The 23764-nt window shown below is 71.3% G+C and carries 21 protein-coding genes, 1 tRNA gene and 1 pseudogene; 16 read left to right on the top strand and 7 right to left on the bottom strand.

Annotated elements, in window-relative coordinates; all coding sequences use genetic code 11:
- Positions 1-44: 44 nt before the first annotated feature.
- From A3IC_RS0111375 to A3IC_RS0111330, 10 genes are all read left to right on the top strand, one after another.
- Positions 45-2435, top strand: a complete 2391-nt coding sequence (locus A3IC_RS0111375; protein WP_052173415.1) for an oxidoreductase — start codon at positions 45-47, stop codon at positions 2433-2435.
- Positions 2436-2457: 22 nt separating this feature from the next.
- The gene (locus tag A3IC_RS0111370) at positions 2458-3507 is read left to right on the top strand and encodes a carbon-nitrogen hydrolase family protein (protein ID WP_020550172.1); all 1050 of its coding nucleotides are present in this window, start codon (positions 2458-2460) and stop codon (positions 3505-3507) included.
- Positions 3504-4613, top strand: a complete 1110-nt coding sequence (locus A3IC_RS0111365) for a cupin domain-containing protein (protein ID WP_020550171.1) — start codon at positions 3504-3506, stop codon at positions 4611-4613. The genes A3IC_RS0111370 and A3IC_RS0111365 overlap by 4 nt, the downstream gene beginning before the upstream one ends.
- 112 nt (positions 4614-4725) lie before the next feature.
- Positions 4726-5631, top strand: coding sequence for a fumarylacetoacetate hydrolase family protein (locus tag A3IC_RS0111360; protein ID WP_020550170.1), 906 nt, complete (start codon positions 4726-4728; stop codon positions 5629-5631).
- 104 nt (positions 5632-5735) lie between these two features.
- Complete coding sequence (locus A3IC_RS0111355) at positions 5736-6497, top strand: maleate cis-trans isomerase family protein (protein ID WP_052173413.1); 762 nt, start codon at positions 5736-5738, stop codon at positions 6495-6497.
- Positions 6498-6523: 26 nt separating this feature from the next.
- Positions 6524-6910 (top strand): carboxylesterase family protein, encoded by a 387-nt coding sequence (locus tag A3IC_RS72480; RefSeq protein ID WP_158695909.1) that lies wholly within the window; start codon positions 6524-6526, stop codon positions 6908-6910.
- Complete coding sequence (locus A3IC_RS62150) at positions 6811-7680, top strand: carboxylesterase family protein (RefSeq protein ID WP_321184045.1); 870 nt, start codon at positions 6811-6813, stop codon at positions 7678-7680. The genes A3IC_RS72480 and A3IC_RS62150 overlap by 100 nt, the downstream gene beginning before the upstream one ends.
- A 150-nt stretch (positions 7681-7830) precedes the next feature.
- Positions 7831-9411, top strand: a complete 1581-nt coding sequence (locus A3IC_RS53770; protein ID WP_052173405.1) for a helix-turn-helix transcriptional regulator — start codon at positions 7831-7833, stop codon at positions 9409-9411.
- A gap of 158 nt (positions 9412-9569) precedes the next feature.
- The gene (locus A3IC_RS0111335) at positions 9570-10901 is read left to right on the top strand and encodes a serine hydrolase domain-containing protein (RefSeq protein WP_020550167.1); all 1332 of its coding nucleotides are present in this window, start codon (positions 9570-9572) and stop codon (positions 10899-10901) included.
- Positions 10902-11183: 282 nt separating this feature from the next.
- Positions 11184-12731 carry an MFS transporter gene (locus tag A3IC_RS0111330; protein WP_026218137.1) on the top strand — a complete coding sequence of 516 codons (1548 nt, stop codon included), beginning with the start codon at positions 11184-11186 and terminating at the stop codon, positions 12729-12731.
- A gap of 21 nt (positions 12732-12752) precedes the next feature.
- On the opposite strand, the gene A3IC_RS72475 is transcribed toward A3IC_RS0111330, so the two are convergent.
- Positions 12753-12965 (bottom strand): CDGSH iron-sulfur domain-containing protein, encoded by a 213-nt coding sequence (locus tag A3IC_RS72475; RefSeq protein WP_040876455.1) that lies wholly within the window; start codon positions 12963-12965, stop codon positions 12753-12755.
- A 381-nt stretch (positions 12966-13346) separates the two neighbouring features.
- A complete protein-coding gene (locus A3IC_RS0111320) occupies positions 13347-14096 on the bottom strand; it encodes an SDR family oxidoreductase (protein WP_020550164.1) in 750 nt (249 codons plus the stop codon).
- Between the two features lie 128 nt (positions 14097-14224).
- Between A3IC_RS0111320 and A3IC_RS70815 the strand changes: the two are divergent.
- A pseudogene (locus tag A3IC_RS70815) lies at positions 14225-14521 on the top strand (low temperature requirement protein A); the annotation flags it as partial.
- Positions 14522-14690: 169 nt separating this feature from the next.
- Positions 14691-14918, top strand: a complete 228-nt coding sequence (locus A3IC_RS70810; protein ID WP_020550163.1) for a hypothetical protein — start codon at positions 14691-14693, stop codon at positions 14916-14918.
- Positions 14919-15060: 142 nt separating this feature from the next.
- On the opposite strand, the gene A3IC_RS70805 is transcribed toward A3IC_RS70810, so the two are convergent.
- The 4 genes from A3IC_RS70805 to A3IC_RS0111290 form a co-directional block, all read right to left on the bottom strand.
- The gene (locus A3IC_RS70805; RefSeq protein WP_052173403.1) at positions 15061-17172 is read right to left on the bottom strand and encodes a serine/threonine-protein kinase; all 2112 of its coding nucleotides are present in this window, start codon (positions 17170-17172) and stop codon (positions 15061-15063) included.
- Between the two features lie 101 nt (positions 17173-17273).
- Positions 17274-17534 (bottom strand): hypothetical protein, encoded by a 261-nt coding sequence (locus tag A3IC_RS0111305; protein WP_020550162.1) that lies wholly within the window; start codon positions 17532-17534, stop codon positions 17274-17276.
- A gap of 555 nt (positions 17535-18089) precedes the next feature.
- Positions 18090-18173: transfer RNA gene (locus A3IC_RS0111295), tRNA-Leu, on the bottom strand.
- Positions 18174-18239: 66 nt separating this feature from the next.
- On the bottom strand, positions 18240-18857 hold the full coding sequence (locus tag A3IC_RS0111290; RefSeq protein ID WP_020550160.1) for a TetR family transcriptional regulator: 618 nt from the start codon (positions 18855-18857) through the stop codon (positions 18240-18242).
- Positions 18858-19101: 244 nt separating this feature from the next.
- On the opposite strand from A3IC_RS0111290, the gene A3IC_RS0111285 reads away from it, so the two are divergent.
- Together A3IC_RS0111285 and A3IC_RS0111280 are read left to right on the top strand one after the other, a co-directional pair.
- Entirely contained in the window at positions 19102-20658 is a 1557-nt protein-coding gene (locus A3IC_RS0111285; RefSeq protein ID WP_079026381.1) for an APC family permease, read from the top strand.
- A gap of 149 nt (positions 20659-20807) precedes the next feature.
- Positions 20808-21680 carry a carbon-nitrogen hydrolase family protein gene (locus A3IC_RS0111280; RefSeq protein WP_020550158.1) on the top strand — a complete coding sequence of 291 codons (873 nt, stop codon included), beginning with the start codon at positions 20808-20810 and terminating at the stop codon, positions 21678-21680.
- Between the two features lie 159 nt (positions 21681-21839).
- Here the strand turns inward: A3IC_RS0111280 and A3IC_RS0111275 are convergent, their stop codons facing one another.
- Positions 21840-22796, bottom strand: coding sequence for an NAD-dependent epimerase/dehydratase family protein (locus tag A3IC_RS0111275; RefSeq protein WP_020550157.1), 957 nt, complete (start codon positions 22794-22796; stop codon positions 21840-21842).
- Between the two features lie 118 nt (positions 22797-22914).
- Between A3IC_RS0111275 and A3IC_RS0111270 the strand changes: the two genes are divergently transcribed.
- Together A3IC_RS0111270 and A3IC_RS0111265 are read left to right on the top strand one after the other, a co-directional pair.
- On the top strand, positions 22915-23124 hold the full coding sequence (locus A3IC_RS0111270) for an RNA polymerase sigma factor sigma-70 region 4 domain-containing protein (protein WP_026218136.1): 210 nt from the start codon (positions 22915-22917) through the stop codon (positions 23122-23124).
- Entirely contained in the window at positions 23124-23696 is a 573-nt protein-coding gene (locus A3IC_RS0111265) for a Clp protease N-terminal domain-containing protein (protein WP_020550155.1), read from the top strand. Before A3IC_RS0111270 ends, A3IC_RS0111265 begins: the two co-directional genes overlap by 1 nt.
- Positions 23697-23764: the final 68 nt, after the last annotated feature.

Below are 23764 nucleotides of genomic sequence, written 5' to 3'. Positions count from 1 at the left end.
TTTATTACATACGCTCGGGTAGGCCGGGAACATTGGAGGACGCTGTGCGCATCGCAGTCATCGGTGGTGGGCCGGGTGGGTTGTACTTCGCCGCCCTCGCCAAGCAGCTCTCGCCGGCCGCGGAGATCACCCTGTGGGAGCGCAACGCCCCGGACGACGTGTTCGGCTTCGGTGTGGTGTTCTCCGACGAGACCCTGGATGGCATCGCCCAGGCCGACCCGGAGATCTTCGCCGCGATGTCGGAGGGGTTCGCCCGCTGGACCGACATCGACATCCGCTACGGCGGTCGCACCCTCACCTCCGGGGGGCACGGGTTCGCCGCCCTGGGCCGGGAGCGACTGCTGCGCATCCTCCAGGAGCGGTGCGCCGCGCTGGGCGTGGACCTGCGCTACCGCACCGAGGCGCCGGACGTGGCCGAACTCGCGCGCACCCATGATCTGGTGGTGGCCTCGGACGGCGTGCGCTCCACGGTGCGCGAGCGCTACGCCGACACCTTTCGGCCCAGCCTGGACGAGCGCGGCTGCCGCTACATGTGGCTGGGTACCGACAAGGTCTTCGACGCGTTCACCTTCATCGTGGACAAGCACGACTTCGGCGTGGTGCAGGTGCACGCCTACCCGTTCGACGACCGGCGCAGTACCTTCATCGTCGAACTGGCCGAGGACGCCTGGCGGCGCGGCGGATTCGCCGAGTTCGCCGGGCGCGACCTGCCACGCGGTGCCAGTGACGACGCGGGCATCGCGCGCTGCGAGGCGCTGCTGGCCGAACACCTGGACGGCCACCGGCTGATCCCGAACAACTCGCGCTGGATCAGGTTCAGCACGGTGCGCAACGCCACCTGGCACCACGAGAACGTGGTGCTGCTCGGCGACGCCGCGCACACCGCGCACTTCTCCATCGGTTCGGGCACCAAGCTGGCGATGGAGGACGCGCTCGCGCTGGCCGCCTGCCTGAACGAGCACGCCGGCATCCCGGCCGCGCTGACCGCCTACGAGGCCGAACGCAAGCCGGTGGTGAGCTCCACCCAGCGCGCCGCGCAGGCCAGCCTGGAATGGTTCGAGAACATCGACCGCGCGGTCGGCCAGGCCCCCGAGCAGTTCGCCTTCAACCTGCTCACCCGCAGCCGTCGAGTCACCCACGCCAACCTGCTGGAGCGCGACCCCGAGTTCGTCGCGCGGGTGGACGCGGCGTTCACCGCCGGCCGGCCGGACCGGATGGACGCGGCGCCGATGTTCCAGCCCTTCCGGCTCGGCTCGGCCCGACTGCGCAACCGCGTGGTGGTGCCGCCGATGGCCACGTACGCGGCCCGCGACGGCGTCCCGGGCCCGTTCGAGTCCGCGCATCTGGGCGCGCTCGCGCTCGGCGGCGCGAGCCTGGTCTTCGCGGGCATGACGGCCGTACTGCCCAACGGCCGGGCCACCGAGGCGTGTCCGGGCCTGTGGTCGGACGCGCACGAGGCCGCATGGCGCGACGTGGTCACCCGGGTCAAGGAACAGGCGCCGGACGGACCGCTGTTGGGCATCCAGCTCAGCCACGCCGGGCGCCGCGCGGCGACCACCGTGCCGGACGCCGACGGCCGGAGCGTGCCGCTGGGCCCGAGCGGCTGGCCGACGGTGGCCGCGTCGGCGATCTCCTGGGACGCGGACAGCGACTTTCGGCCGCGCGAGGCGGACCGGGCGGACCTGGACGCGATCACCGCCGGGTATGCCGCCGCCGCCGCGCGGGCCGACCGGGCCGGTTTCGACGCGCTCGAACTCCAATACGGACACGGCCACTTGCTGTCCGGCTTCCTGTCCCCGCTGACCAACCTGCGCGAGGACGAGTACGGCGGCTCGCTCGCCGGCCGGCTGCGCTTCCCGATCGAGGTGCTGTCCGCGGTGCGCGCGGTGTGGCCGACGAACAAGCCGCTGGTTGTGCGGATCTCGGCGAGCGACTGGGCCGAGGGCGGCACCACCGAGGACGACGCGGTCGCGATCGCCCGGGCGCTGGCGGCGGCAGGCGCGGACGCGATGGACGTGTCCTCCGGCGAGGTCGTGCCGCACGAGCGGCCCGCCTACGGGCGCGGCTACCAGACCCCGTTCGCCGATCTGATCCGCAACGCGACCGGGGTGCCGACCATCGCGGTCGGCGCGATCTCCACCTACGACGATGTCAACTCGATCCTGCTCGCGGGCCGCGCCGACCTGTGCGCGGTCGGCCGCGCGCACCTGTACGACCCGATGTGGACGCTGCACGCCGCTGCCGAACAGGGCTACACCGGAAGCGCCGCTCCGTGGCCGAACGCGTGGCGCCCGGGCAGCCGCAAGCCGCCCGGCGCGGGCAGCGACCGCGTGCCGCCCCGACTGCACCTGCTGCGCGAAAGCGTCGAAGCGGTGCCGCGGCGCTGGCGACCGAAGTGCGATTCCCCTTTGGTGACCGTACCCGGCCGGCGCTGACCCGGACCACGAGGAGCCCGACATGGACAGTCCCACCCCGCCGATCGTGTTGACCAGCGAACAGCGCGACAACCCGCCGAGGTTCAAGGCCGCCGCCGTGCAGGCTTCGCCGGTCTACCTGGACGCGGCCGCCACCGTGGCCAAGGCGGTCGACCTGATCCGCGAAGCCGCCGCCAACGGCGCCGAGCTGGTCGTCTTCCCCGAGGTGTTCGTGCCCGGGTACCCGTACTGGAACTGGACGATGAACCCGGTCCAGGGCTCGCCCTGGTTCGAACGCCTGTACCGCTCCTCGGTCGACGTGCCCGGCCCGCACGTGGAGGCGCTGCGCGCCGCCGCCCGGGCGGCCGGCGCGGTGGTGGTGATCGGCGTCAACGAGCGCGGCCCGCACAGCATGGGCGTGCTCTACAACACGATGTTGACCATCGACGCGGACGGCGAACTGATCGGGGTGCATCGCAAGCTGGTGCCCACCTGGGCGGAGAAGCTGACCTGGACCGGCGGGGACGGCAGCTCGCTGCGCGTGCACCCGACCGGGATCGGCCCGCTCGGCGTGCTCGCGTGCGGCGAGAACACCAACACGCTGGCCCGCTTCACCCTGCTGGCCCAGGGCGAACTCGTGCACGCGGCGAGCTACATCGCGCTCCCGGTCGCGCCCGCCGACTACGACATGGCGGACGCCATCGCGGTACGCACCGCCGCGCACAGCTTCGAGGGCAAGGTGTTCTCCGTCGTCGCGTGCTCGACCATCTCGCCCGAGATCGTCGACGCCATCGCCGGCGACGACGCGGAGGTGCGCAAACAGCTCGGCCGCGAACGCAGCGCGCTGTCCGGCATCTTCGGCCCGGACGGCCGCCCGGTCACCGAGCCGCTGATCGACGACGAGGGCATCGTCTACGCCGACATCGACCTCGCCAAGTGCATCCAGCCCAAGCAGATGCACGACATCGTCGGCCACTACAACCGCTTCGACATCTTCCGGCTGAACGTCGACAACCGGCCCAGATCGCCGATCACGTTCACCCACGAGGACGCCCGCACGCCCGTCGCACCCGCCCCCGAGGAGGAGAAATGACCACCCAGGACGACAACATGCTCGGCCGGGCCCGAGTCGCCGACACCCCGGAACTGAGCGCCTACTACGCCGAGTTGGCCGCGCGCGAGGCCGGTGCACTGTGGACCGTGGCGAATGAGATCGAGCCGTGGTATCCGCAGCCCAAGTCGGTGCCCACGCTGTGGCGCTACGCCGAACTGCGCCCACTGGTACGCAAGGCGCTCGACCTGGTCAAGGCCGACGACGCGGGCCGCCGGGTGGTGATGCTGGTCAACCCCGGGCGACGCGACGTCAGTGCGGCGGCGGGTCTGCTGTACACGGGTCTACAGATCATGGGACCGGGCGAGTCGATGACCGCACACCGACACCAGGCCGCCGCACTGCGGTTCGTGCTGGAGGGCACCGGTGCCTGGACCATCGTGGACGGCGAGAAGCTGAAGGTCGGCGCCCGCGACTTCGCGATCACCCCGAACGGGACCTGGCACGAGCACGGCAACGAGGCGGACGACGCGCCGGTGATCTGGCAGGACGGCCTGGACATCCCGCTGGTCAACGCGCTGGACGCGGGCTTCTATGAGGTGCACCCCGACGTGTACCAGGTGCCCGGCAAGGTGGTGAACAACTCGGTCCTGACCTACGGCGGCAACCTGGTGCCGTACGGCACGGAGCGGTGGACCCGGCCCTACTCACCGCTGCTGGCCTGGCCGTGGGAGCCCACCTACCAGGCCCTGCTCGACCTGGCGAAGGCGAGCGAGGGCTCGCCCTACGACGGCGTGATCATGGAGTACACCAACCCCGCCACCGGCGGCTCGGTGATGCCGACGATGAGCGCGCACATCCAACTCCTGCGCGCCGGACAGGCGACCAAGGCACACCGGCACACCGGCTCGGTCCTCTACACGGCGGCCAAGGGCCACGGCGTGTCGATCGTCGGCGGGCAGCGCTTCGAGTGGCGCGAGGGCGACGTCTTCGCGGTCCCGGCCTGGGCCTGGCACGAACACGCCAACCTGGAGGCGTCCGATGACGCGGTGCTGTTCTCGTTCAACGACTTCCCGGTGATGCGCTCGCTCGGCTTCCACCGGGAAGAGGCGTACGTCGACAACGACGGCCACCAGCCGACCCCGTGATCCCCGGTCGGCCCGCGCGAGCGCCGATCGTCGACCCAAGATTCCCGACCCCCATGACGACCCGGGCGCCGCGAGTGCGCCGCCCGGGCGCAAGGACAGTGAGGACACCCCCATGCGCCTGGTCACCTACACCGTCGACGGTTCGTCGTCCCGCCTGGGCGCCGAGGACGGCGCCCACGTGATCGACCTCGTCGCGCTTGCCGCCGCCTCGGGCAGCGAACTCCCCGGCGATCTGCTGTCGTTCATCCGTGCCGGTGCCGAGGCGTTCGACACCGCGCGGGACCTGCTGAGCGGCGACCCGGCGGGCCGACCCGCCGACGCCGTGCACGCGAGCACCGACGTTCGGCTGCTGGCGCCGCTGCGGCCCGGGAAGGTGATCGGCATCGGGCTCAACTACGTCGAGCACGTGGCCGAATCCAACCGCACCCTGGACACGGCGAAGGAACTCCCGGAACGCCCTGTCCTGTTCGGCAAGCCCGCCACCGCCGTGACCGGCCCCGGCGCGCCCATCCTGCACAACGGCAACCTGACCCGGCAGCTCGACTGGGAGTGCGAACTCGCCGTCGTGATCGGGCGGACCGCCTACAAGGTGAGCGAGGCCGACGCGTGGGACCACGTGTTCGGGTACAGCATCATGAACGACATCAGCGCCCGCGACCAGCGCCGCTCCGGGCAGTGGTTCTTCTCCAAGGGCCAGGACTCCTACGCCCCGTTCGGCCCCGCGGTGGTCACCGCCGACGACATCCCGGACGCGCACGCGCTCGACCTGTCGCTGCGGGTCAACGGCGACGTCAAGCAGAAGTCCAACACGCGGCACATGCTCTTCGACATCCCGCGCCTGATCGCCGACATCTCCTCCGGAATGACCCTGGAGCCGGGCGATGTGATCTCCACCGGCTCGCCGTCCGGCGTCGGCGCGGCCCAGGTCCCGCCGCAGTATCTCCAGCCCGGCGACGTGGTCGAGGCGACCGTGGAGCGGATCGGCACCCTGTCCAACCCGGTGATCGACGCCCGCTGACGCGCGGCTCGTCCCCACTCTCGTTTCCGGTATTCAGCAGGAGGACCTCCGTGCGCCAACACCCCTACCGCATCGGCCAGATCGTGCCGAGCTCGAACGTCACGATGGAAACCGAGGTACCCGCGATCCTGCGGGCGCGCGAGACGGTCGCGCCGGAGCGCTTCACGTTCCACTCCAGCAGGATGCGGATGACACACGTCACCCCCGAGCAACTCAAGGCGATGGACGCCGACTCCGACCGCTGCGCCGTCGAACTCTCCGACGCGCGCGTGGACGTGCTCGGCTACGCGTGCCTCGTGGCGATCATGAGCATGGGCCTGGGCTACCACCGGGTCTCTGAGGAACGACTGCACAGCCGCACCGTCGAGAACGGCGCGCCGGCGCCGGTGGTCACCAGCGCCGGCGCGCTCGTGCACGGGCTGCACACGATCGGCGCGCGCAAGGTCGCCCTGGTCGCGCCGTACATGCTGCCGCTGACCCGCACCGTCGTGGAGTACCTGGGCCACGAAGGGATCGAGGTGCTCGACTTCGAGGCGCTGGAGATCCCGGACAACCTCGATGTGGCCGCGCACGACCCGCTGCGCCTGCCGGGCATCGCCGAGCGGCTCGAACACGCGGACGCGGACGCGGTGGTGCTCTCCGCGTGCGTGCAGATGCCATCGCTGGCCGCGATCGAGGAGGCCGAGCAGCGGCTGGGCAAGCCGGTCGTCTCGGCCGCGGTGTGCACCGTGCACCAGATGCTCCGCGCGCTGGACCTGCCGGCCTTCGCGCCGGGCGCCGGACACCTGCTGTCCGGGAAGTTCGCGGACGCGCCCCTGGCCGCATTCCCGGACGGCGCCTCGGCCGACCAGGGCTCGGTGACGTGACCCCGGGCCGGGGCGACCGCGATCCCGTGGTGAAGCCGACCGCCGGCACGCTGCGCGGTCGCACCGAGAACGGCCTCGCGGTCTTTCGCGGCATCCCGTACGCGGCTGCCCCGGTCGGCGACCTGCGCCGGCGACCGGCCCGGCCGCATCCGGGTCGGCACGGCGTGCGGGACGCGGCCCGGTACGGACCGAGCGCGCCGCAGATCGGGCGCGCCGACGCGGTCCTCGGCGGCCACGGCGCACCGCCGTTCGACGAGGACTGCCTCACGCTCAACGTCTGGACGCCGGGCCGGACGACGCCCGACGCCCGGTCCTGGTCTGGATCCACGGCGGCGGCTTCGTCAGCGGCTCCGGCACGCTGCCGATCTACGCGGGAGACACCTTCGCGCGCGACGGCGACCTGGTCGTGGTGAGCATCTCCTACCGGATCGGCGCGCTGGGCTACCTCTGCGTCGGCGCCGAGGAGGAGTGCGGCAACTTCTGGCCGACCGATCAGCTCGCCGCGTTGCGCTGGGTCAGGGAGAACATCGCGGCCTTCGGCGGCGACCCGGACGACGTCACCGTCGCCGGCCAATCGGGCGGTGCCTTCTCCACGGCGGCGCCGGCCGTGCACCCCGAAGGACGCGGCCTCTTTCGGCGCGCGATCCTGCAGAGCCCACCGTTCGGCGTGGCCACACCCGATCGGGCGCAGTCGCTGCGCACCACGGCCGCGCTGCTGGACGTGGCCGGCGTCGCCGACATCGCGCAACTGCGCGCGCTGCCGTGGGAGCGGCTGGTCGAGGCCACGATCGCGATGTTCGGCGTGCAGGCCCGCTGGGGCCGGTGGCCGGTGCCGTTCGTACCGCTGATCGACGGCTCGACCATGACCCGGCATGCGCTGGCGGCGCTGATCGACGGGGCGGCCGACCGAGCGGAGGCCGATCGGCGGGGGATGGAGAGCCGGACATCCTGCTGGGCTGGACGGCCGACGAGGCCGGCTTCGCGTTCGGCGCCGACGACATGTACGCGAACGCCACCGCCGACCAGGTCCAGGCGCGCTTCGCCGAGTCGTTCGGCGCGCGAGCCGGCGAGGCGTACGAGGGCGACCATGCGCTTCGCGGCGACGAGCACGGCGGGGACGGACCCGGTCGGGGCGGCCAAGCGTGGACTGTACGGGGATGGCGCGGGGGACGGCGGGGGCTGAGCGGCTGGGCCGGTTGCCACCGGGGGCCGGCGCGTCGGGGCCGATGCCGAGCGGGATCCGGCGCGTCGGTGGTGGTCGATTCGCCCGCTTCGACCAATGATCGTCGCGGTGGAATACTGGCACGCCGTTCTCCATGGAAGGAGGCCCTGGATGGGCTTCGTGCCCAAGTCCATGGCCACGCTCGGCAAGGCGATCACCGGTCGTGATCTGCCCGCCACGGATTCCGCGGGAGCATTCGGGTCGTCCCGTGCGCGTCGGGTCTTCCGGGGCCGCAATCGGGCGGACGTCCTGGTCGTGCTCGTGGCGATGGCCGTCGACCTGCTCGGCTACGCGGTCACCGTCCGCGGTCCCGGCCCCGGCGAGACCGCGGGCAACATCGCGTTCCTGGTCGCGTCGGCACTGTGCCTGATCGCGCGTCGGCGCGCCCCGGTCCGGGTGCTGCTGCTGGTGCTCGTCCTCCAGGTGGGATTGAACCTGTCCAGCGACATCGGGCAGCGTTTCGGCTTCACGTTGGCGATCGCGCTGTACACCGTCGGGCTGTCCTGTCGGCCCAGGACGATCGCCGCGGCCGCGGTGCTCACCATGGCCGCCCAGACCTCCGGCTACCGCGACGCGGACGTGCCGCTCTTCTACAGCATCAGCGGCGACCTCGTGGCGACCGCGTTGGTCGTGGGCGCGAGCGCGGCGGTGCGGCACTGGCAGGACCAGGTCGAGGTCAACCGGGAGCTGCTGGCCGAGCGGGCGCTGACCGAGGAGCGCCGGCGGATCGCCCGCGAGCTGCACGACATCGTGGCGCACCACATCACCACGATGCATTTGATGTCCGGCGGCGCCCGGGCCAGTCTCGAACGCGACCTCGACGGCGCGCGCGGCGCGCTGCTCACGTTGGAGGCATCGGGCCGGCTCGCGCTCGACGAGATGCGCCAGCTGCTCGGCGTACTGCGCAGCGACAAGGATCCGGAAACCGCGCCGTCGGCTCCGCAGCCCGGCGTCGACGACCTCGACCGGCTGATCGCCGAATCCTGCCTGGCCGGCCTCCCGACCGAGCTCCAGGTGGCCGGCACGCGCCGCGAGTTGTCGCTGCCGGTCGGGCTCGCGCTGTACCGGATCACCCAGGAGGCACTCACCAACGCCCGCAAACACGCCGGCAGCGCGGCCATGGCGCTGGTGCGGCTGGAGTACCTGCCGGATGCGGTCGCCATCGAGATCCGCGACGACGGCGGCGGCGACCGGGTCGGCTCCGGCTACGCGATGACCGGCGGCGGGCACGGGCTGCTCGGGATGCGCGAGCGGGTGGCCGTGCACGGCGGGGCGTTCGAGGCCGGGCATGTCGCGGGCGGCGGATTCCGGGTCGCGGCGAGCATTCCGGTGACGAGCCGCCCGGTGTCGACGGTGGAGTCGGCCGTGGAGCCGATCGCGGGGGCGGACGCCGGGTCGGCGGGGGAGCCGGTGGGCAGGTCGGTGGCGGAGTCGGTCGGGAAGCCGGTGGTCGGGGCCGTTCCCGCCGCTCTCACCCGCCTGAGCCCGGTCGAGATCGAGGTGCTGCGCCTGGTTGCCGCGGGCAAGGCGACCGGCGAGATCGCCCACGCGATGCGGGTGGACGGCGCGGCGGTCGAGCGGTACGAGAGCGAGCTGCTGGGCAAGCTGGCGCTTCGGGATCGCGCCCAGGCCGTGGTGATGGCCTACGAAACCGGCCTGGTGCGGGTCGGCCACACCACCGCGGCGCGCTGACGCCGACGGGTTGGTGGCGGTGTGCCCGTGGTTGTGCGGCCACTTGTGCGTTCGCACCAAGGGTGGCTCCGGGGTTCGTCGTCACGGCCATGAGCCGGAGCGCCCGGTCGGCGTAGCGTGCCGGTACACCCGCCCGGCCCACCTGCGAAAGAGGTCCCATGACCGCAATCGTCGAACCCGCGTACTGGAATGCCCGCCTCGCCGAGCTGATCGCCGAATACGAGGTGCCGGGCGCGAGCCTGGCTTTCCTGCACGAGGGTGAGGTGCACTCCTTCGCCGCCGGAGTGCTCAACAAGGACACCGGGACGCCGGTCTCCACCGACTCACTGTTCCAGATCGGCTCGGTGTCCAAGGTCTGGACGGCGACCCAGCTGATGCTGCTCGCCGAACAGGGCCGGCTCACGCTGGACACGCCGGTCGTCGACCTGCTGCCCGAGTTCAAGGTCGCCGATGCCGAGGTGACCAAGACGGTGACCGTGCGGCACCTGCTGACGCACACCTCCGGCATCGACGGCGACCTGTTCCTGGACACCGGACGCGGCGACGACTGTCTGGAGAAGTACGTCGCGGCCTGTGCCGAGCTGACCCAGAACCACCCGATCGGCGAGTCGTTCTCGTACTGCAACTCCGGCTTCGTGATCGCGGGGCGGATCATCGAGCGGCTCACCGGCAAGTCCTGGGACGAGGCGCTGCGCGAGCAGATATGCGAACCCCTGGGCCTGACCCACACCTGGACGCTGCCGGAGGACGTGCTGCGCTTCAGCGCGGCGACGGGGCATGTCGAGGACGGCAACCCGACCCCGGTGTGGGGCCTGCCGCGGGCGATGGGGCCGGCCGGGCTGATCTGCGCGCGGGCGAGCGACGTGGTGGCGTTCGGCCGGGCCCACCTGGGCACCGAACTGCTGGCCGCCCCGGGCGCGATGACCGCGCCGCAGGTGCGTCTGCCGAACCCGTACACGCTCGCGCCGGAGTGGGGGATCGGCTGGATCCTCGACGAGTGGGCCGGGCACCGGGTGATCATGCACGCGGGCAACACCATCGGCCAGTCCGCGATGCTCTGGGTCATGCCGGACACCGGCACGGTGATCTGCCTGCTGGTCAACGGCGGCGAGTCCGGCGCGATTCAGCGCGATCTGGGCCGCGAGCTGTTCGCCGCGCTCGCGGACGTCGAGATGCCGGAGCTGCTCGGCCCGCCCGAGACGCCGGTGGACGTGGACGTCGCGGGGCACGTCGGGACGTACGAGCGCGTGGGCTGCCTCTCCACGGTGAGCGTCAACGACGACGGCAAGCTGCACCTGCACATCGAGGTCACCGGCGCGCTGGCCGACATCTCGCCGCCGATGGACTGGGACCTGATACCCGTCGACGCGACCACGTTCGTGGGTCGCCGCGAGGGCAGCCCGCTGTGGGACAGCGTGGTCTTCTACGAACTCGCCGACGGCTCGCGGTACGTTCACATGGGCGTACGCGCCACACCGAAGACGGCCTGACCCGCGACCGAGCCGCCTGCGGATCGCCTTCGTAAGCCCGGACCCGACCGCGTCCTTCGGCGCGTGGGACCAGCGCCCGAGTGGTACCGGCTCCGGTCCGGGCTTACGGTCGAACGAGTGAGCGGACTCGCCCGGCCGGGCGCGCCACCGCCCAACCGCCGGGGACCGCTTGCGCACGCCGGATCGTCGGGGACCGCCGAACCGCACCGGATCGGCCCGGCACCGTCGATTTCCGCCGGACGGCGCCACGTGGCGTGGCTCTCGGCAACCGCGGGACCCATCATGGCGAATCCTCACGCGACACCCTCGCAGACCGCCGACGGACCGAAAAGCAGCGGCGGGAACGCCGCCGCGCTCGCGGTGATCGCCTCGTGTCAGCTGATGGTGGTTCTGGACATCACCATCGTGAACATCGCGCTGCCACACATCCAGCGCTCGTTGGAGTTCTCCACCACCAGCCTGTCCTGGGTGCTCAACGCGTACACGCTCACCTTCGGTGGTCTGCTGCTGCTCGGCGGGCGGGTGGGAGACATCCTGGGCCGCAGGCGGGTGTTCATCTTCGGCGTGTTGCTGTTCGTGATCGCCTCTCTACTCGGCGGACTCGCCCAGAGCGCGCCGCAACTGCTCGCCGCCCGGGCGCTGCAAGGCGTCGGTGGCGCCATCGCCTCCCCGACCGCACTCGCCCTGATCACCACGACCTTCGCCGAGGGCCCGGCCCGCAACCGGGCCTTCGGCGTCTTCGCGGCGGTTTCCGCCGGCGGCGGGGCGATCGGGCTGCTGGCCGGCGGCATCCTGGTCGAATGGCTCGACTGGCGGTGGGTGTTCTTCGTCAACGTGCCCATCGGCGTGCTCATCGCGCTGGCCACGCCGCGCTACATCAGGGAGTCCGAGCGCCATCCCGGCCACTTCGACCTGCTCGGCGCACTCACCTCCACGCTGGGCATCGGCTCGCTCGTGTACGGCTTCATCCGGGCCGCCCAGGAGGGCTGGCGGGACAGCCTGACCATCGCCGCGTTCGCGACGGCCATCGTCCTGCTGGCGGTGTTCCTCTCCATCGAGCGCAAATCCAGGCAGCCGATCACTCCGCTGGCGATGTTCGCGGACCGCAACCGAGCGGGCACGTACGGCATCATGTTGTGCCTGGCCGCGGCGATCTTCGGGATGTTCTTCTTCCTGACCCTGTTCGTTCAGGACGTCCTCGGCTTCAGTCCGATCGAGGCCGGTCTGGCCTTCCTCCCGATCAGCGCGGTGATCGCGCTCGGCGCCGGTGCCACATCGCAACTGCTGCCGCGCTACGGACCCAAACCCTTCATGGTCGTCGGCGCCCTCCTCGCGGCGGCCGGCCTCGCCTGGCTGACGCGTACCGACGTGCACAGCACGTACGCCGGCAGCATCCTGGGCCCGACGCTGGTCTTCGGCGTCGGCATGGGCATGCAATTCGTGTCGTTGACCCTGATGGCCGTCTCCGGCGTCGCCGTCCACGAAACGGGTGCCGCCTCGGGCCTGCTCAACGCCACCCAACAGGTGGGCGGTTCCCTCGGCCTGTCCATCCTGGTCACCGTCTTCGGCACCGCCAATCGCAACGAGGCCAAGGACCAGGTCCCCGCCTTCCTCGCCCAGGCCACCCCGGCGGAGCGGGCCGCCTTCGAACGCACCGGCGACCTACCTGCCCCTTGGAGCCACCAGATCCTGACCACCGGGATCTCCGCTGCCTTCGTGACGGCCGCCGTCTTCGCGGTGATCGCCGCGGTGATCGCCCTGTTCGTCATCCAGGTACGTGCCTCGGACCTGGAACGGCTACGCGGCGGAGCGCCCGCGCCGCTCGGCTGATCCGCCGCCGGGCCATGAGGGTCACGGTGTCTCTTCCTTCTCCGCGGTGGTCGGCTCCTCGTGGAAGCCGATCGCCCGGTGGGTTCCGTCGCACAACGGTTTGCCGGAGGAGTGGCCGCATCGGCACAGGGTCATCCGGTTACGGGGCTCCAGGGGCCTTTCGTCCGCGCGGTGCACCTCGCGAGGGCGCACAGGTACGGCGGCAGGGTCGCGTGCTCCAACTCGATTGCCCATTGGAGGTGTTCGCGCAGATCTTCGAGCGTGCCGATCCGCGCCGCCGCGATGGGAACGCCTTCGGGTCGCTGTTGTGCCGAATGATTCACAGCTGCTCTCGTTTCACCGATCGAAGGGCTGGTTCTCACCGGCGCGGACGGCCGGGACGTCGGCCGACCGTGCACGCCGTCCACATCTCGGACCGCGCCGACCGGAACTCGGCTCCCGTCGCCACGGCGGTCATGGCGGACCCTTCCCCGGGTCTGCGGCGCCGTGTCCTCGGCGGTCGGACGCCGATTCGAAGCCGTGCGCCGACGCGACGCGCAAGAGGTCGACGCCGGGGGATGCGGCGCGTGGACGGCTCCGCCGCATCCCCCGGCGTCGGCACGGGTGTCCCGGGCCCTAGGCGCCGGACGCCTGCAGCCAGTCCTTGTAGGTGATCTCGCCGAGGACGGCGCCGTCACCCGGCACGAGCGTGGACTCGTCGGGTTCGGCACCGAAGTAGTGCGCGTGCGGGTCGGTGACCACCCGGCGCGCATCGCCCCAGGTCGCGAGGGCCTCCCGGAAGAACTCGTCCATCCGGTACCGGGTGGGGCCGGCGATCTCGATCGTCCGGTTCAGCGGCGTGCCCACCGCGGTCCTGCCCACGTACCGCGCGACGTCGTCGCCCGCGATCGGCTGGAAGGCGACCGGGGCGATGTGGACCTCGTCGCCCGTCGTCGCCTCGTCGGCGATCCGCCGGGCGAACTCGAAGAACTGCGTCGCGTGCACGATCGAGAACGGGATGGACGACTCCCTGATCAGCTGCTCCTGGGCGATCTTCGCCCGGAAGTAGCCGATGTCGGGACGCCGCTCGCTGCCCACCACCGACAGCGCGACGTGGTGGCCCACACCGGCCTCCCTCCCGGCGGCCAGCAGGTTGCGGGTGGAGGTGGTGAAGAACTCCAGCACCGCGGCGTCCTCGAAGGACGGGGAGTTCGACACGTCGACGACCACGGACGCGCCCTGCATCACCTCGGCCAGCCCCTCGCCGGTGAGGGTGTTCACGCCGGTGTTCGGCGCGGCCGCGACCGCCTCGTGTCCGTGCTCGCCCAGCTTCGTCACGAGCTTCGAGCCGATCAGCCCGGTACCCCCGATGACCACGATCCTCATGCCAGGTCCTTCCGATTGCCGGGACTTCGTCGTCGCCCGGTCGACAGCTAAGACCGCACACCCCGAGCGGCTGTGACAGCTCCGCCGAAATTTCTTGCCGCGGATCGAAATGTCCGGTCTTCTTCGCCGTGTGGTGGGCGTGGATGAACTTCACCTGGTTCGCCTCGTCGTACGACACCGACGATGTCGCCTACCGGCTGCTGACGATGGTGCAGATGGCGGGTGTGCTGGTGCTTGCCGCCGGCGTGCCGGCCACCGCCGCCGACTCCGACTACCGGCTCATCACCACCGGCTACCTGGTCATGCGCGTCGCGCTCGTCGCGCAATGGCTGCGGGCCGCCGCCGAGCACCCGGCGGGCCGCCGCACCGCCCTGCGGTACGCCGCGGGCATCGCGCTCCTGGAGGCGGGCTGGATCCTGCGTCTGGTCCTGGCCGAAGCGGACGCCCTGCCGTCCCCGGCCCAACTCCCGTCCTTTGGGGATACGGCCACTACGGCCTCTTCGCGGGGCTCGCTGCCCTCGGCGCCGGCCTGGAGGTCGCGGTCGAGCAGGCCGGAACGACGTCGCGGCCGCGCCGCTCGCGATCTGTTACGCCGTGGCCGTCCCGCACGCCGTCTTCGTCGTGCTGCTGCGGCTGATCCACACAGCCGTCCTGGCCGGGCACGTCATCCGTCCCCTCGCGGCGCTGTGCGGCGCGGCGGCCGTCCTGCTCCTGCCGCCGGCCGCGCCGTACATCGGGGTGGCCGCCGTCATCGCCGCGCTCGCGACCATAGGTGTCCTGATGGTTGTCATCACCTTCCCCGCCGCGGCCCGACGCCACTGAACGCCCCCGCAGTCCCGGCTCCACAGGTACCGACATGTTGCCTGACCTGCACGGATGGATTATTCGGTACCCACGGTCCGGAGCAGGCGCCCTACTCGGGCACCGGCGCCGGACGCGCCGGCGGGGGATGCGGCGTGATGGCTCAGCCACCGAGCCCGTCGGTCACCAGTTTGAAGACGGTGTCGGCCAAGGCGCAGGTGTCCAGCGTGGCGCCGCCCTTGTTCGACTCCTGGTTGACGTCCACGCTGATGAGTTGGGCGTCCCACGCCGTGCCGGATGTCTCGCGGACGTAGGTCAGCGACGCGATGCAGAACGACGTCTTTCCAGCGTCGGACAGTTCGATGCCGTTCATGCCGCGCACCGAGATCGGCTTGGCGTCCGCGGCCACCTGCTCGGCGTCGCGCTTGTAGCTGATCGCGACGGTGTAGGTCGAGTCGCCGTTCACCAGTTTGACCGAGCAGCGGTAGGGCAGGTTGCGGCTGATGCCGTGGTATGTCCAACCCTGGACCCTGGGCGCCGACGCGTCGATCGCGTTGCACGGGTCCTTGCCGATGAGCGTGTGTCCGGTCGGGGCCGTCGCGCGCGGTGCCGGCTTGGTGACCTTCGGGGCGATGAGGACCGCGTACGACTTGGCCGTTGCGCAGCCCTCGGTCCACGGTGCCTGGTCCGACCCCTTGTTGGGGTAGTGCTGGTTGACCTGCACCGCCGCCCCGAACCCGGTGTTCCCGAAGGGGAGGGTGACCGTGCAGGTGTTGGCCGACGCGGACACCTGATCCTGGAAGAGTGCGACGCCGTCCACCGTGACGGGCGTCAGCTTGGCGCGTTCCTCGGCCGTGAGCAGGACGCCCAACTCCACCCGGAACCGCACACTGAGGTCGGTCGCACCGCCGTTGCTCGCCACGATCTGGCACTCGGTGAACTTCTGGGCCTGGCGTGCCGTCTCGACGACGACCGGGCCGAAACGCTTCGGGAACTCACGGTCGAGCATCGCGCAGGGGTCGGTCGCCCGGATCTGCGACATGAGCGGGACGGTCGCCTCGCGGGCCTCGGCTTCCTTGAAGGTGGCAGGGACCGCGTCGGCTTTCGCCCCGGATCCGCCGGCGGGCGGGGCAGCGGGTGAGGTCGAGTCCTGTTTCGCGTTCGGGTCGGCACCGGGGTTCGTACTCGAGCCCGACCGGCTGCCTGCGGCGCCCTTGCCTTTGTTCCCCGAGCCGTCGCCGTCCGTCCACCGGACGGCGAGGGCGATCGCAAGTGCCAGCGCGACAACGGCCGCGACAGCGCCGATGACGAACGTGCGGCGCCGGGCTGCCGGCTCGGGCGCGGGCGCCGAGCCGGGCAAGACAGGGGCCGGCGGCATCATCGGAGGCACGCGCGGAGGTGCCGGGATACCGCCAGGGGCACCACCCCCGGCACTGCTGTCGGCCCCGATGGCGGCCAGGCGTTCGCGTACCTCCACCGCGCTCTGCGGCCGGTCCTCGGGCGCCTTGGCCAGCAACGCGAGAATCAGCTGCCGCAAGTCCTCCGGCAGCTCCCGACGTTCCAGACCCGGCGGGCGGGGCGGCGCGGTAAGGTGCTGCATGGCGATGCCGTACATGGACTCGGCGTGGAACGGCGGCTGCCCGTCGACCAGGGCGTACAGCAGGCAGCCCAGTGAGTACAGGTCGCTGCGGTGGTCCGCCTTCTCGCCGCCCGCCTGCTCCGGGGACATGTAGTGCGGGGTGCCCAGGATCGCGCCGGTGACCGTCATCGGCGTGTGCCCGGCGTCCGGTTCGACGATCCGGGCGATGCCGAAGTCGAGCACCTTGACCGACCCGTCGGCGCACAGGAAGACGTTGGCGGGTTTGATGTCGCGGTGGACCACGCCGCGCGCGTGCGCGTGTTCGAGCGCGATGCACACCGCGCTGCCCCAGGCCACCACGTCGGCGACCGGCACCGGAACTCCGGTCATGAGACGGGCATTCAGCGCGGTGCCGGCGAGCAGTTCCATCACCAGGTATGGCGTCATCCGCCCGCCGACCTCGGCCCGTCCGAAATCGTGCACGGTCACGATCGCCGGGCTGCCCAGCGCACCCACGATGCGCGCCTCGCGCTCGAAGCGGTCGGGTGCGCCGCCGGAGTTCGCGGCGTACGACAGCAGCTTGACCGCGACATCCCGCCCGATGCGCTCGTCGCGGCAACGCCACACATCGCCCATCCCGCCGCTGCCGATACACACGACGCAGCGGTAGCGGCCGTCGAGGAGCAGACCTTCCACGTGAATCCCCCGGTAGTGGTTTGGGCACGCCCGTCGCGGCCGCGCCGCGATCAGGGTACGGGCACCGCGGGAAGCCCTCTCGGGCACTGGGACGCACCGTCTCAGGAGCCCACGCCTGCGGCGAAACCCGCGCTGTCCGCCTCGGTCGATCCCGCGCGGGCCGCCGCCTCGATGCGGGTCACGTCGCCGCGTTCCCCCTCCGGGAGCGGCGCGCCGACGGATGCGCGCAGAGCGGTTGCCCGGCCCAACAGGTGGGCGGCCCGCGTCGCGTCGCCCGCCGGGGCCTCCGCGCCGGCGAGGCCCTCGGGCGCCAGAGTCTTCGCCCGGGGGTCGGCACCCGCCTCCGCCGCCGTCAGGCCCACGTGCGAGGTCGAAGTCGCCGCACAACAGGGCGATCCGGTGCCGAGCGCCGCCGCGATGCCCTACGCATCGTCGGATGCGCGGAACCCGTGCAGCGCGCGATCGGACCAGTTCGCCGCCGGTCGTGGTGTCGCCCATGTGCAGGTGGGCCAAGCCCGGGAACCACAACGCCCGGTCACGGTACGGCTCGGTGACGTCGATCGTTTCCGGAGCGTCGATGGGCCGAGCGCGACTTCCTCAAGCCCCTCGACCGCTGGATCGCCGCCTTCGCCCCCGACCGCCTGGCCGACACCATCGACCGGATGTACGCCTCGCAGCCCACCCCCGACACATCGCCCGCACCCGCGTGGTCAACGACCGTCGCCGCCTGGACAAGGAAGAGATCGAAGTCCTCGTGAAGGACATCGGGAACATCAAAAAGGCACTCGGTGAGGCCGAGCCGCAGCCCAGGGCCGACACCTACAGCGCACTCGGACTGAAACCCACCTACGAGCCCGAAAACCAAAAAGTGCGAGTCGAGGCAATCCTCGACCCGCACACGTTGGGGTTATGGTCTGTGTCCGAGGGGGGACTTGAACCCCCAAGCCCTTTCGGGCACTAGCACCTCAAGCTAGCGCGTCTGCCAATTCCGCCACCCGGACTGGGTGGTCTCCGCTGGTGTTCCGTGCGGCGACGTGGAGAACCATATCAAAGATCCAGGTGGGGGCTTACCCGGGCAGGGGCAGGGGTGGGCGCAGGTCGCAACCGGTGACGGACTTGGCTTGGCTGTGGAGGGCTCGGAGGATTTGGATTCGGGTGAGGCGGCCGGAGAGGACGTCCATCTGGCGGCCGTCCTCGAGGGCGACGAAGTTTTCCGCGAGTAGGCGGGCGCTGTCGGTCAGGTGGAAGTGGCCCTGGGCCTCGCCGAGGACGAAGACGCCGTAGTAGACCGCGATCTGGCGTTCGGTGAGGGTGTTGTCGAGGGCAGCCACCCGGGGATCGCGCAGGGTCATCGGCCAGAACTCGAAGAGAAGGCGGGGGAGGGTGTCCTCGGGGCCGGTGGCGACGCCGGTGGAGATGACCGTGCGCAGGCGGTCGCGGGCGTCCCCGAGTTGCTCGACGGCCTGTTCGCGCTGGTGGCAGAAGCGGTCGATGGCGTTGCGGTAGGTCTCCTGGAGGAGGTCCTCGACCGCCTCGTAGTAGTACAGGACCGCGCCCGAGGTGAGGCCGGCCTCATCGGCGATGTCGCGCAGGCGGAGATCGGCGAGGCCTCGATTGAGGACGGCGCGTTCGGCGGCTGCGGCGATCTGGGCCCGGCGGCCCTCCTGGTCCTTGCGTCTGGCCATGAGGTCGATTCTTCCCTGTCCTGGGAGGACGGGTTCCTTGGTGGTTCCTTGAAGATTCTTTGAAGGTTCTTCAGATTACTACAGAGGGTGCTGCGTCGGTCCAGGAAACGGGTCTTGACCGGGTGGATGTGAGTTATTTGAATGTGCGTTCAAAGAAACCGGTCGCTGCGACACGGCCCGCGACACGCGTCGCGGCGCGCCCTTCGACTCCGTCCCATCACGTCCCCGGCACCCTGGAGTACGCATGAGCACGGCCCAAGCGCCCGGAGCGCCCGGAGCATCCGGAGCGGCCGAACCCCCGGGAACACCCGTGGCGCCGGAAGCCTCCGCCAAGGGTCTGCGGTCCGGATCGGTCGGCCTGCTCGGCACCGTCGCGCTCGGCCTGGCGTCGGTCGCGCCCGCCTACAGCATCGCCGTCACCCTCGGCTTCGTGACCCTGGTCGCCGGAGACCTCGCCCCCGCCGCCCTGCTGGTCGGCTTCGTACCGATCCTGCTCACCGCGTTCGCCTTCCGGGAGCTCAATCGGTCGATGCCGGACTGCGGCACGACGTTCGTGTGGGGGACACGCGCGTTCAGTCCCTACCTGGGCTGGCTGTCCGGCGGCTGGGTCGTGCAGGTCTGCACGGTGATCGCGATGACCGCGCTTGCCCAGGTCGCCTCGGCCTATCTGCTCGACGTGGTCGGACTGGACGCGTTCACCGACGACACGTGGGCGGTGGCCGGCACCGGCGTACTGATCCTGGCGCTGGTCACCGTCATCGCCTATCGCGGCATCTCGATCGCCGCCGGCATCCAGTACTTCCTGCTCGGCCTGCAACTGGCGGCGCTGCTCACCTTCGGCATCGCGGCGTTCGCGCAGCACGGCGAGGCGACCGGCGCGCTGTCGCCGTCGTTGTCCTGGCTCAATCCGCTCGGGTTCGACGGTTGGGGTGTGTTCGCGCAGGCGGTACTCCTGTGCCTGTACATCTATTGGGGCTGGGACGCGCTGATCACGGTCAACGAGGAGACCAAGGACAGCGCGAACACGCCTGGCAAGGCCGCCGTCATCTCCACCGTTGTACTGCTCGCGACCTACCTGTTCACCGCGTACGCCGCGATCTCGTACGCCGGCGTCGGCACCGACGCGCTGGGGCTGGGCAACGAGGACAACGCGGCCGACGTGGTCGCGACACTCGCGCCGGGGCTGGTCGGCTCCGGTCTCGCCGCCGTACTGAAGCTGTCCGTGGCGATCTCGGCCGTCGCCGCGCTGCTCACCTGCGGCGTCTCCACGTCGCGCGGGACGTTGTCGATGGCCGCGCACGGGGCCGCGCCGGCGCGGTTCGGCCGGATCCACCCTCGGTACGCCACACCCGGGTTCGGCACCGCGTTCTTCGGTATCGCCGCCGCGCTCGCGCTGGTGGTGCTGTCGGCGCTGTCCGGGCACTTCCTCGGCGACGCGATCGGCTCGGTCGGCCTGCTGATCGCGTTCTACTACGCGATCACCGGCTACGCCTGTGTCTGGTACTTCCGGCGCGACCTGCGCGACGGGCCGCGCGAACTGCTCTTCAAGGGCGTGCTGCCGCTGATCGGCGCGACCATGATGCTCGCCGCGTTCGGGCGCAGCGCGTACGACATGTGGCAGCCGGACTATGGGCACACCTCGATGTTCGGGGTGGGCGGGGTGTTCCTGCTCGGGATCGGCTCGATCCTGCTCGGTGTGGTGGTGATGCTCGCCTACCGGCCCAGGGCTCGGCGCTTCTTCGCGTCCGGCCGGACGGAGGTCGCCCGGGTGACGGTGACCGAAGACGCGCTCGCGGGCTGAGCCCGACGCGACGCCCCCAGCCGAGTACTCGACTCGCCGCCCGGCCCACGACCCGATTCACGAGGCGGTCGGTGTGCCGTTCGATCAGTGAACGAAGTGCCGACCGCCCATCCGTCGACGCCCCTTCTCCCACAGCATCAGGGAACCTCATGCGCATTCTGAACATCGCCGCGATCCAGACCACGGCCGTGCCCCTCGACGTCGAAGCGACCTGGACCCGCTTCGCCGAGCAGGTACGCACCGTGCGGAAGCTCTTTCCACACGTGCAACTCGTGCTCGCGCCGGAGCTGTTGCTCGCCGCCCCCGGGTCGATGTGGGACACGCCCGCGTCCTGGATGACCGACACCGCCGAGCCGATCGACGGACCGACGGTGCGCCGGGTTCGGGAGCTGGCCCGGGAGACCGGCCTGTGGCTGGTGCCGGGCTCGTTCTTCGAACGTGCCGAGGACGAACGGATCTTCAACACCGCGATCGCGGTCTCGCCGACGGGTGAGGTGGTCGCCGCGTATCGCAAGGTCTTCACCTGGCAGCCCTACGAGGACGCCGAACCGGGCGACTGCTTCGAGGTGTTCGACATCCCGGACGTGGGCCGGATCGGGCTGGCGATCTGCTACGACGGCTCGTTCCCGGAGACCGTGCGGCAGTTGGCGTGGATGGGGGCCGAGGTGATCCTGCAACCGGTGCTCACCACGACGCGCGACCGGGAGATGGAACGGGTCTGCGCGCGGGCCAACGCGTTCAGCAACCAGGTGTACGTGGTCAACCTGAACATCGCCGATCCGGCCGGAGTCGGGGAGAGCCTGATCGTCGACCCCGAGGGGATGGTTCGGCAACAGGCGGGCGGTGGCGAGGAGGTGTTGGTGGACGCGCTCGACCTGGACGCGGTCACGCGGGTACGCCGGTTCGGCTCGGCGGGCCTCAACCGGCCGTGGACCCAGATCGCGAAGGACGGCGCGAAGCTGCGACTGCCGGCGTACGGCGGCGGCGGGATGGTCGCGCCGGAGTGGGTGGCGCGGGACTGATCGGCGCGGGACGCCCGGGACGCCCGGTGCCGGAGGGAACTCCGGTGCCGGGTGGTCCTGTTACCGTCTCCGTTCCGGTCCCCGTCCACGGCCGCGGGAGCGCGGCTCACGCCTCGACCGCACGAGCACGGCTCACGCCTCGACCGCGCGGAGCGCGGCTCACGCCTCCTCGATCAACCGGGCCTCCTCCTTCGCCGACAGTCCGACGGACAAGGGTGGTTCGCCCCGAGCGCGGTCCCAGGCGAGTACGTCGGCGGCGGTGACCGACAGCGGCGTGGCCGGCATTCCGGCGGCGCGGGCGCGCCCGGCGTCCCGTTGCCGGGCGGGCCACTGGTTCTCGGGGCAGACCAGTGGGAACGGGCCGGGTACCGCGTCGGGCGGGACCGGGACGATCTCCACCTCGGTGCCCGCCACCTGCGCGCAGACGCCGATCAGGCCGGCGAGCGTGGTCGGTTCGGCCGGGCCCACCGCGTGGAACGCGCCCGGTCGGTCGTCCATCAGCAGTCGGGTGACCAGGCGGGCCAGGTCGCGCGAGTCGACCACCTGGATCGGCTGTTCGGGCCGACCCGGCAGCGCCACCCGTCCGCCGCGCGCGGCTCGGCGGGACCAGTACGTGAAGGTGTCCTGCACGTCGTGCGGCCCGGCCACCTTGCCCGGCCGGACGATCGTCGCGCGGTCGCCGTACCGGGCGAGCACGTCGTCCTCGCAGGCGACCTTGCACGGTCCGTAGGTGTCGTCGTCGAGCACCTCGGTGTCGCGAACCGGTGCGCGTCGGGGGGTGTCCTCGTCCGAGCCGGGGTCGATCCCGGACCGGACGTAGACCGCGTGGCTGGAGAGGAACAGATACCGACCGATCCGGTCGCCGAGTACCGCCATCGCCTGTCCGACGTGGCGCGGTACGTATCCGCTGACGTCCACCACCGCGTCCCACTCGCCCTCGCGCAGCGCCGTGTAGTCGCCGGTGTCGCGATCGCCGATCCGTCGGGTCGCGTCCGGGAAGAGATCGGTGCCGGTCCTGCCTCGGCCGAACAGGGTGACGTCGGCGCCCTCGCGCAGCGCGTCCTCGACGATCGCTCGACCCACGAATGCGGTGCCTCCGAGTACAAGAATTCGCATGGTTCGCGACCGTACCGGGTCGGACGGCGGCGCCGCGGGGGTCCGGGCGCGCCATGGGGTCCGAGTGTCTGTCAATCACAGTTGACAGGCAGGCTTGCGTCAACGTAGGTTGACAGTCATGACCGAAGCAACGGACCTCGCCAGTCGGGCGGGGGATCGCGATCCACGGGTGGGCCTACGGGCCGTGGCCGCGCTGCGCCGGCTGCTCGAACAGCTCGAGGCCGTGCAGGTGCGTAGTGCGCGCGTGCAGGGCTGGTCGTGGCAGGAGATCGCCGCGGAGCTCGGGGTGAGCCGGCAGGCAGTGCACAAGAAGCACGGGAGGAACTGATGTTCGAGAGGTTCACGGACAGTGCCCGAGGCGTGGTCTACGGGTCCATCGAGCAATCGCGGCGCGCCGGGGACGCCTGCGTGGAGGAGAGGCACATGCTTGCGGCGCTGTTGGACGCGGAGGGTACGCGGACCTCGGTCGCGCTCGCCACGATCGGCTTCGTGGCGAGCCGCGACGAGATCGAACGCGGGTTGGCCCGGGCCCGGCGCCGCGGCGGCATCTCGCAGGCCGACGAGGCCGCGCTCGCCGACCTCGGGATCGACGTGGGCGAGATCGTCGCGCGCGTCGAACAGACGCACGGCGAGGGCGCGTTGGCGCCGGCTCGGCGGACCCGGCGGTTGTGGCCTTTCGGCGGTCGGACGGGGCACGTACCGTTCACGCCGGGCGCCAAGAAGGTGCTGGAGCAGTCGCTGCGCGAGTCGGTCGCGCGCGGTCAGCGGCACATCGGCGACGAGCACATCCTGCTCGCGCTGACGGCCCGGCCGGGGGTGGTCGCGGACCTGCTCGCGGAGTACGGCGTCACCCACACGGCGGTACTGGGTGCGCTGGCGCCCAGGGCCCAGGCGGGCTGACCAGGCACCCTCGTCCGGCGGCCGGCCGGGGCCGCTTCACGCTCGCGCCCGCCGGGTGTGCCGGGGTC

Source organism: Embleya scabrispora DSM 41855 (assembly GCF_000372745.1).
GTDB classification, from domain to species: Bacteria; Actinomycetota; Actinomycetes; order Streptomycetales; family Streptomycetaceae; genus Embleya; species Embleya scabrispora.
Note: the sequence above shows the minus strand (reverse complement) of the source record. Positions and strands in the feature narration are given on the sequence as shown.